The organism is Oleiphilus sp. HI0079 (assembly GCF_001635105.1).
On record NZ_LWFT01000226.1, the window covers coordinates 1 to 661 of the forward strand.

The following is a 661-nucleotide window of genomic DNA, read 5'->3' on the forward strand; positions in this document are numbered from 1 at the left end:
ACCAGTCCGAACTTAGAAGCAGCGGTTGTGCTTCAATACCACCATGTGGACGATAAGTCACCGCCCAGCACAAGTATCAGCCCAGAGCTATTTGAAAAGCACCTCGAATATATCGAGGAGAATGGTTTTGAGGTCTGGTCGCTGCCTGATGTAGTCGAGCATCTCAAAGCATCAAAGCCTCTTCCAGACAAGGTGGTTTCGATTACCTTTGACGATGCCTATCGATCGATTTACCAGTCTGCATACCCAATGCTTCGCGATCGCGGCTGGCCATTCACTATTTTCGTTGCTACTCAGCCCGTGGAGCAAAAACTAAGCTCGTTTATCACCTGGGCTGAGCTAAAAGAAATGTCAAAGAACGGCGCAACAATCGCTAACCATACGCATAGCCATGCGCATTTAGTGCGTCAGCTAGCCGAAGAAAATACAGCGACGTGGCTGCAGCGTGTGCGCGAGGAGATAACAAGGCCAGAGCGTTTAATCGAGAAAAATCTGGGCAAAACAGAAAAGTTATTCGCCTACCCTTATGGAGAATATACAGCTGAAGTTCAAGCCTTACTAAAGGAATTGGGCTATACGGCATTTGGACAACAGTCGGGCGCTGTTGGACAAGACCTGGACATGACCGCCCTTCCGCGCTTCCCGATGACCAATGTATTTG

At 48.9% G+C, this 661-nt stretch carries 1 protein-coding gene; it reads left to right on the plus strand.

What is annotated here, in order from left to right:
• Positions 1 to 27: 27 nt before the first annotated feature.
• The coding region (locus tag A3750_RS03395) for a polysaccharide deacetylase family protein (RefSeq protein ID WP_156498356.1) at positions 28 to 661 on the plus strand (634 nt) is incomplete at its 3' end.